The organism is Hydrogenophaga sp. (genome assembly GCF_041633695.1).
Classification (GTDB): Bacteria; Pseudomonadota; Gammaproteobacteria; order Burkholderiales; family Burkholderiaceae_C; genus Hydrogenophaga.
The window spans coordinates 1-7,334 of the sequence record NZ_JBFJMY010000200.1 but is presented as its reverse complement, the minus strand read 5'-3'; the positions used below and the strand labels follow the sequence as shown (position 1 = coordinate 7,334).

Sequence of the window (7,334 nt, the reverse complement as noted above, 5' to 3'; positions counted from 1 at the left end):
GTGAGCGCCGGCTACGAGGCACTGGCTGCCGCACCGCCCCGGCGCTCAAGCCACTAGGGCCGGCGCCATGCAAGCCCTCAGGCCAGGGCCTGCACGGCGATCAACCCCAGTCGACACACACGGTTGTTGCGCTGCAGCTTGGTGACGCTGCGGTTCTGCGGTCAGAATCGCGGCCAGCTGCATATTTGCACCACAACAAACTCGGAGTTCTCGCATGGGCATGTTCACCTGGACAGAAAAATCTTCGGCCACGCTGGAAGGCGGCGGCGTGATCGGCCCCGACGAACGCCTGCCCTGGCCGTCCACCGCCGTCATGGGCGCGCAGCACCTGATCGCCATGTTCGGCGCCACGGTGCTGGCGCCCATCCTCATGGGCTTTGACCCCAACGTCGCGGTCCTCATGAGCGGTATAGGCACGCTGATCTTTTTCTTCATGACCGGCGGCCGGGTGCCCAGTTACCTCGGCTCCAGCTTCGCCTTCATCGGCGTGGTGATCGCCGCCAGCGGTTACGCCGGGCCTGGGCCGAACGCCAACATCGGTCTGGCGCTGGGCGGCATCGTCGCCTGCGGCGTGGTCTACACCGCCATTGGCGCCCTGGTGCAGGTGGTGGGCACGGGTTGGATCGAGCGGCTCATGCCACCCGTGGTCACCGGCTCGGTGGTGGCCGTGATCGGCCTGAACCTGGCCGGCATCCCGATCAAGAACATGGCACCGACCAATTTCGACGCCTGGATGCAGGCCATCACCTTTGTGAGCGTGGCGCTGGTGGCCGTGTTCACCAGCGGCATGCTGCAACGCCTGCTGATCTTGATGGGTTTGATCGTCGCCAGCCTGATCTACGCCGTGCTCACCAACGGCCTGGGCCTGGGCACGCCCATGGATGTGTCGGGCATTGCCTCCGCCGCCTGGATCGGCCTGCCACGCTTCAGCGCGCCGGTGTTCAGCGCCAGCGCGATGTTGCTGATTGCACCGGTGGCCATCATTCTGGTGGCCGAGAATCTGGGCCACATCAAGGCCGTGACCGCCATGACCGGCAAGAACCTCGACCCCTACCTGGGCCGCGCCTTCATGGGCGACGGCATCGCCACCATCGTGGCGGGCAGCGCGGGCGGCACGGGCGTGACCACCTACGCGGAGAACATCGGCGTCATGGCCGCCACCAAGATCTATTCCACCGCCGTGTTCTTCGTCGCCGCGCTGATGGCCATTGTGCTGGGCTTCAGCCCCAAGTTCGGCGCCGTGATCCAGGCCATTCCCCTGCCGGTGATGGGCGGCGTGTCGATTGTGGTGTTCGGCCTGATCGCCATCGCGGGCGCCAAGATCTGGGTCGACAACAAGGTGGATTTTTCGAACAACAAGAACCTGCTGGTGGCCGCCATCACCCTGGTGCTGGGCACCGGCGACTACACCCTGAAGTTCGGCGACTTCGCGCTGGGCGGCATCGGCACCGCGACCTTTGGCGCGATCATCCTGTACGCCCTGCTGAACCGGCGCGCCTGAACCGCTGTCCCCAGGGGACCGTTCGGGCGGAACCTGTCGAAGCCCTGCGTGCAAGGCATGCCCTGGGCGAGACTCAGGGCAAACCCCCATGTCCGCAGTAAGTGGCTATTACCCCCGCTTGGGGCCCGCCGCCAAAAATCAAGGCTTCTTTCACCCCCCTAGGAGACCAGCATGGGCAAGAAGCTGTTGATGATTTGTGGCGACTACTGCGAAGACTACGAAACCATGGTGCCGTTCCAGGCGCTGCAAGCCGTGGGCCACACGGTGCACGCGGTGGCGCCCGACAAGAAGGCGGGCGATTTCATCCACACCGCCATCCACGACTTTGAGGGCGCGCAGACCTACAGCGAAAAGCCCGGCCACCGCTTCACCCTCAACGCCAGCTTCGCCGACGTCAAGCCCGAGAGCTACGACGGTTTGGTCATCCCCGGCGGGCGCGGGCCTGAGTACCTGCGCATGCACGCCAAGGTGGTGGCCATGGTGAAACACTTCACCGGCAGCGGCAAGCCGGTGGCGGCGGTGTGCCACGGCGCGCAGTTGCTGGCCGCCACGGGCGACATCAAGGGCCGCACCATCTCGGCCTACCCGGCCTGCCAGGTCGAGGTGGAGCTGGCCGGTGCCACCTACGCCAACATCGAGGTCGACCAGGCCGTGACCGACGGCCCCTTTGTGACGGCACCGGCCTGGCCCGCACACCCGGCCTGGATCGCCCAGTTTCTGGCCGTGCTGGGCACCCGGATCAGCCATTGAAAAGCAGACCCAGCAGGCCGACAATGGCCGGCCCACCACCACAGGAGAGCCGCCATGTGTGAAGTCTTCATCAGCGCCAACCCCGACAGCTACGCCAGCCGCACACGCTCGGTGCGGCTGCACGGTGTGGTGACCAGCATCCGGCTGGAGAACCTGTATTGGGACGTGCTCGAAGAGATCGGTCTGCGCGACGGCATGGCGGTGGTGCAGCTGATCGAGAAGCTGTACGACGAGCTGGTGGCGGCGCGCGGCGAGGTGGGCAACTTTTCGTCCTTCCTGCGCGTGAGCGCGCTGCGCTACATGGCGCTGCAAGCGCACGACCGCATTCCCATGGACAACGCCATCCCCATCCGCTCGCTGGACGCCGCAGCCGTGCTGCACGCCCTGCCCGCGCACTGGGCCTTGCCGGGCCGCGAAGCAAAAAGCAGCGTGGTGGCCTTGCGCCGCAAGGGCTGAGAAGTTCGCCGGGCCGCCGGTTGCCACAGGCGACGGCGGCCTGCGCGGCGGCGCGCTACAGTCGGGTTTGTCCCCATCAACCCGAGTGAGCCACGCCATGCCGATCTGGAAACAAGCCATCTCTTGCGACATCCTCAACAAAATCAGCGAGGGCACGGCCAACCAGCACCTGGGCTTTGAGTTCCTGGAGGTGGGCGACGACTTCATCGTGGGCCGTGTGCCGGTGGACCACCGCACCATCCAGCCCTATGGCCTGCTGCACGGCGGCGTGAGCGTGGCACTGGCCGAAACCCTGGGTTCGTGCGGTGCGGCGTTTTCCGTGCCCGAGGGCTACCGCGCCGTGGGGCTGGACATCAACGCCAACCACCTCAAGGGTGCCACCAGCGGCTGGGTCACGGGCACGGCGCGGGCGGTGCACATAGGGCGCACCACCCAGGTGTGGCAAATCGATTTGCGCAACGACGCGGGCGAACTGACCTGCGTCTCGCGCATCACCATGGCCATTCTGGCGCCGCGCTGAACGCCCGTTGAGCGCCCCTGCGGCGGGTTCACGCGCGCTCGCAACGCCCCTGCGCGGTGGCCAAGCCACGGAAGTCGCTGGTCCAGCTCTGGGCGGAGGTGTCGATGCGAATGCGTTCGTTGTCCACCGCGGTCAGGATCACCGCGCCCTGGATGGCGAAGGCGTAGACCACCACGCCATCGATGCTCACCGAGCGCACCCGCTTCTGGTCGTAGCCAATCACCACCGTGCGCACCCAGCTGCTGCGCGCGGGCAGGTACACCGCTTCGCAGACCAGTGTGACCTGCGCCTCGGTCTTGGGCTGCACCGGGCTGGTGGCACCCGCCGCGGAGGCCCACCACAGCGCCATGCACAAACCCGACAGCCCGACCCAAGCGGCCGGCCGGTGTTTCACTCGCCACCCGCCTGGGCCAAACGCTCGCTCTTCCAATAAACGTCGTCGCCACCGTGCATGCGGTTGAGCACGCGGGCCAGCACAAACATCAGATCCGATAAACGGTTCAGGTACTGGCGCGGCGCGTCCTTGATGTCCTCGGCATGGCCCAGCGCCACCACCGCGCGTTCGGCCCGACGCGCCACGGTGCGGCACACATGCGCCTGCGAAGCCGCCCGGTTGCCTGCGGGCAAGATGAATTCCTGCAAGCGCGGCAGCTGTTCGTTGTGCTGGGCCAGCGCTTCGTCCAGCGCCAGCACGGCCTCGGCCTTGAGCAGCTCGTAACCCGGGATCGACAGCTCACCGCCCAGGTTGAACAGCTGGTGCTGGATCTCGACCAGCAGCAGGCGCACCTCGGGCGGCAGGTCTTCGCACAACAGCACGCCGATGTGCGAGTTGAGCTCGTCCACGTCGCCCATGGCGTGCACGCGCAAATGGTCTTTCGGCACCCGGGTGTTGTCACCCAGGCCGGTGGTGCCGGCGTCGCCGGTGCGGGTTGCGATCTGGCTGAGTCGGTTGCCCATGGGATGTTCTTTCTATCTGGTGTGTGCGGCCCTCGCGGGCAGAAACGTGCATTGTGCGGGAACCTGCCGCGCTTGCGCTCAAGCCCGTTGGGGTTGGTGTCCGCCATCGGTGCCAGGTTCCCGCTGCCACGCCCAATTTCATTAGATAGAAGGTGTTACACCGCGCGTGCAAGTGTGAGCCATGCAAGCAGATCGTGAGCCAGGAAACACCCGGCAAAAGCGCTGGTCTGGCCGGGCTTTCTGGGCTGAAATCCCCTCTCCTTCAACTTTCAGGAGTTTTTATGAAACGCTTCAGCCAACGGATTTCCGATTTCGAAACCAGCAGCCTCTTGCTCGTCGCCGCCTGGACCCTGGGCGTGGCCAGCACCGCCTTTGCGCAGAACGCGCCCGCTCCGGCACCCGAGAGCGACAAGGCGCTGACAGCCGCCTTCATGGAAGCCGACAAAAACGCCGACGGCAAGATCGACCGCGAAGAAGCCGAGCAGGTGCCGACGCTGGTCGCCAAGTTCCAGCGCATCGATGGCAACGGCGACGGCAGCATCTCGTTCGAGGAATACACCAAAGCCATGAAGATGTAGTCGGCTAGGAGCCTGCGGGCGGGTGGCATTCACAGAGGGGGCGGGCAAAAACACGCCCGCAGGCTTAAACTGGGCACCTATCACAGGAGCTCGCAAAGAGCCCCTCATTGGAGACAACCCATGAATGCCCCCACGCCGTCGGCCCACCTCGCACCCCAAGTTGTTCAACGCGAGGTGCCCGACACCTTGCTCGAAAGTTTGCGCCAGCGCTTCGGCGCGCAATGCTCCACCGCTATGGCGGTACGCGAGCAACATGGTCGCGACGAATCCCCCTATGAAGTGCCGCCGCCTGCTGCGGTCGTGTTTGCGCAAAGCACTCAAGACGTGGCCGACGCGGTCGCCCTGGCGGCAGAACACCGCGTGCCGGTCATTCCCTTTGGTGTCGGCTCTTCGCTCGAAGGCCACTTGCTCGCGGTGCAAGGCGGCATCAGCATCGACCTGGGCCGCATGAGCCAGGTGCTCTCCATCAACGCCGAAGACCTCACGGTGACGGTGCAGCCCGGCGTGACGCGCAAAGCGGTGAACGAGGCGGTGAAAAGCGAAGGCCTGTTCTTCCCCATCGACCCCGGCGCCGACGCCTCCATTGGCGGCATGACCGCCACCCGCGCCAGTGGTACCAACGCCGTGCGCTACGGCACCATGCGCGAAAACGTATTGGCACTGGAGGTGGTGACCGCCAGCGGCGAAGTCATCCGCACCGGCACCCGCGCCAAAAAGAGCAGTGCCGGCTACGACCTCACCCGCCTGATGGTGGGCAGCGAAGGCACGCTGGGCGTGATCACCGAAATCACGCTCAAGCTCTACCCGCTGCCCGAGGCCATTTCGGCCGCCACCTGCTGCTTCCCAAGCATCGAAGCCGCCGTGCGCTGCGTGATCCAGACCATACAGCTCGGCGTGCCGATCGCGCGCTGCGAACTGATCGACGCCGGCACCGTGCGCATGGTCAACACCCACAGCAAGCTGGGCCTGCGCGAAGAACACATGCTGTTGATGGAATTCCACGGCTCGCCCGCGAGCGTGAAAGAGCAAGCGGAAACGGTGCAAGAGATCGCCAGCGAATTCGAGGGCCAAGCCTTCGAGTGGGCGACCACACCCGAAGAGCGCACCCGCCTGTGGACGGCGCGGCACAACGCCTACTTTGCCGCCATCCAGAGCAAGCCGGGCTGCCGCGCCGTGTCCACCGACACCTGCGTGCCCATCAGCAGGCTCGCCGACTGCCTGCTCGACTCGGTGGCCGAAGCCGACGCATCCGGCCTGCCCTACTTTCTGGTCGGCCATGTGGGCGACGGCAACTTCCACTTCGGCTACCTGATCGATCCGGCCGATCCCGAAGAACGGCGCGTGGCAGAAGAGTTGAACCACCAACTGGTGAGCCGGGCGCTCGCGCTGGAAGGCACCTGCACCGGCGAACACGGTGTGGGCCTGCACAAGATGGACTTCTTGCTCACCGAAACCGGCGCCGGTGCGGTGGACATGATGCGCGCCATCAAACGCGCACTCGACCCACACAACATCCTCAACCCGGGCAAGATCTTCACGCTCTGAGCCACGCGGCCGCACAGGTCGTGGTCTGAGCGCTGGGCGAGCGCCGTGTCGCATCGCCCCCCTGTTTAAGGGGGATGCGAGAGCCCGCCAACATGGGAAAGTCACCCCTGCGCGCGCTCGGCGTGTACAGGGGCGCGCCAGACCGCGCGTGCCCCGGATGATCCGAGGCGGATGCCCCGCTCGCCCCCCCATTTTGGCCACCACCGCCGCAAACAGATCGCTATACTGGCAGGCAAATTGACTACAGTTTTCCTGGGGGATCGTCCCATGATGCGCATTCTTGCTTCTTTGTTACTGGTTTCCGGTGTGGCATACGCGCAGCAGGAACTTCCAGCGAAAACCATCCGTATCTGCGATGACAAAGGTTGCTCGGAGCGTCCGCGCGACTCCGCCAGCTTCAATCCCGCCGCCAACGTCGACCCCGAAGAAGAGCGCCGATTGGCAGCCCTTTCCGACATCGCCAAAAAAGACCCACGCGCCGCCTACGACCTGGGTCTGCGCTACTTCCGTGGCGACGGCGTTCGCCAAGACAGCTACCAGGCCCTGCAATGGATGCGCGACGCCGCCGAGCGCGGCATCCTGCCGGCCCAGTTGGCCGTGGGCCGCTTTTACCTGATGGGGCTGGAAGAAATGGGTTCCGACCCGGCCGAGGCCGAAAAATGGCTCTCCATGGCCGCCAGCCGGGGCGACAAGGAGGCCAAGAAACTGCTGGCCGAGGCGAGCGCCGCCAAGAAGAACGAAGCCACCTACCGCCAGTGGCGCGAGCGCAACCGCGACCACTGGTACGGCTACTGGCGCACCGGCTACCCCTACTACTGGTACTGGCGGGGCGGCGCCTGGTACTACCGCTAAAGCAAGCTCCCCATTTTTAAACCCGAAAGAAGAAAGAAGGCTGATATGAAAACAATGCGCGCACCGATCCGTTGGTCGGCCCTGGTTTGTTCGCTGGCGCTGGCCGGTTGCGTCACGCCCGGCGGCACGGTTTCCTCGGGCAGCAGCCCCACTGCCGTCACGGGGGGCGCCGCAG

At 65.5% G+C, this 7,334-nt stretch carries 9 protein-coding genes; 7 read left to right on the top strand and 2 right to left on the bottom strand.

What is annotated here, in order from left to right:
• Positions 1-214: 214 nt before the first annotated feature.
• From ABYB95_RS13215 to ABYB95_RS13200, 4 genes are all read left to right on the top strand, one after another.
• Complete coding sequence (locus ABYB95_RS13215; protein ID WP_372659026.1) at positions 215-1,501, top strand: solute carrier family 23 protein; 1,287 nt, start codon at positions 215-217, stop codon at positions 1,499-1,501.
• Between the two features lie 171 nt (positions 1,502-1,672).
• A complete protein-coding gene (locus ABYB95_RS13210) occupies positions 1,673-2,251 on the top strand; it encodes a DJ-1/PfpI family protein (RefSeq protein WP_372659025.1) in 579 nt (192 codons plus the stop codon).
• A 54-nt stretch (positions 2,252-2,305) separates the two neighbouring features.
• Entirely contained in the window at positions 2,306-2,707 is a 402-nt protein-coding gene (locus ABYB95_RS13205; protein ID WP_372659024.1) for a ribbon-helix-helix domain-containing protein, read from the top strand.
• A 97-nt stretch (positions 2,708-2,804) separates the two neighbouring features.
• Complete coding sequence (locus ABYB95_RS13200) at positions 2,805-3,227, top strand: PaaI family thioesterase (RefSeq protein ID WP_372659023.1); 423 nt, start codon at positions 2,805-2,807, stop codon at positions 3,225-3,227.
• A 28-nt stretch (positions 3,228-3,255) separates the two neighbouring features.
• On the opposite strand, the gene ABYB95_RS13195 is transcribed toward ABYB95_RS13200, so the two are convergent.
• Both ABYB95_RS13195 and ABYB95_RS13190 read right to left on the bottom strand, forming a co-directional pair.
• Positions 3,256-3,621, bottom strand: coding sequence for a hypothetical protein (locus tag ABYB95_RS13195; RefSeq protein WP_372659022.1), 366 nt, complete (start codon positions 3,619-3,621; stop codon positions 3,256-3,258).
• Positions 3,618-4,184 carry a cob(I)yrinic acid a,c-diamide adenosyltransferase gene (locus ABYB95_RS13190; RefSeq protein ID WP_372659021.1) on the bottom strand — a complete coding sequence of 189 codons (567 nt, stop codon included), beginning with the start codon at positions 4,182-4,184 and terminating at the stop codon, positions 3,618-3,620. Before ABYB95_RS13190 ends, ABYB95_RS13195 begins: the two co-directional genes overlap by 4 nt.
• 281 nt (positions 4,185-4,465) lie before the next feature.
• Here ABYB95_RS13190 and ABYB95_RS13185 point away from each other — a divergent pair, with 281 nt between their 5' ends.
• The 3 genes from ABYB95_RS13185 (at position 4,466) to ABYB95_RS13175 (ending at position 7,159) form a co-directional block, all read left to right on the top strand.
• On the top strand, positions 4,466-4,762 hold the full coding sequence (locus ABYB95_RS13185) for an EF-hand domain-containing protein (RefSeq protein WP_372659020.1): 297 nt from the start codon (positions 4,466-4,468) through the stop codon (positions 4,760-4,762).
• 120 nt (positions 4,763-4,882) lie between these two features.
• Positions 4,883-6,307, top strand: a complete 1,425-nt coding sequence (locus ABYB95_RS13180) for an FAD-binding oxidoreductase (protein ID WP_372659019.1) — start codon at positions 4,883-4,885, stop codon at positions 6,305-6,307.
• Between the two features lie 267 nt (positions 6,308-6,574).
• Positions 6,575-7,159 carry a tetratricopeptide repeat protein gene (locus tag ABYB95_RS13175; RefSeq protein ID WP_372659018.1) on the top strand — a complete coding sequence of 195 codons (585 nt, stop codon included), beginning with the start codon at positions 6,575-6,577 and terminating at the stop codon, positions 7,157-7,159.
• The last annotated feature ends 175 nt before the right edge of the window (positions 7,160-7,334 follow it).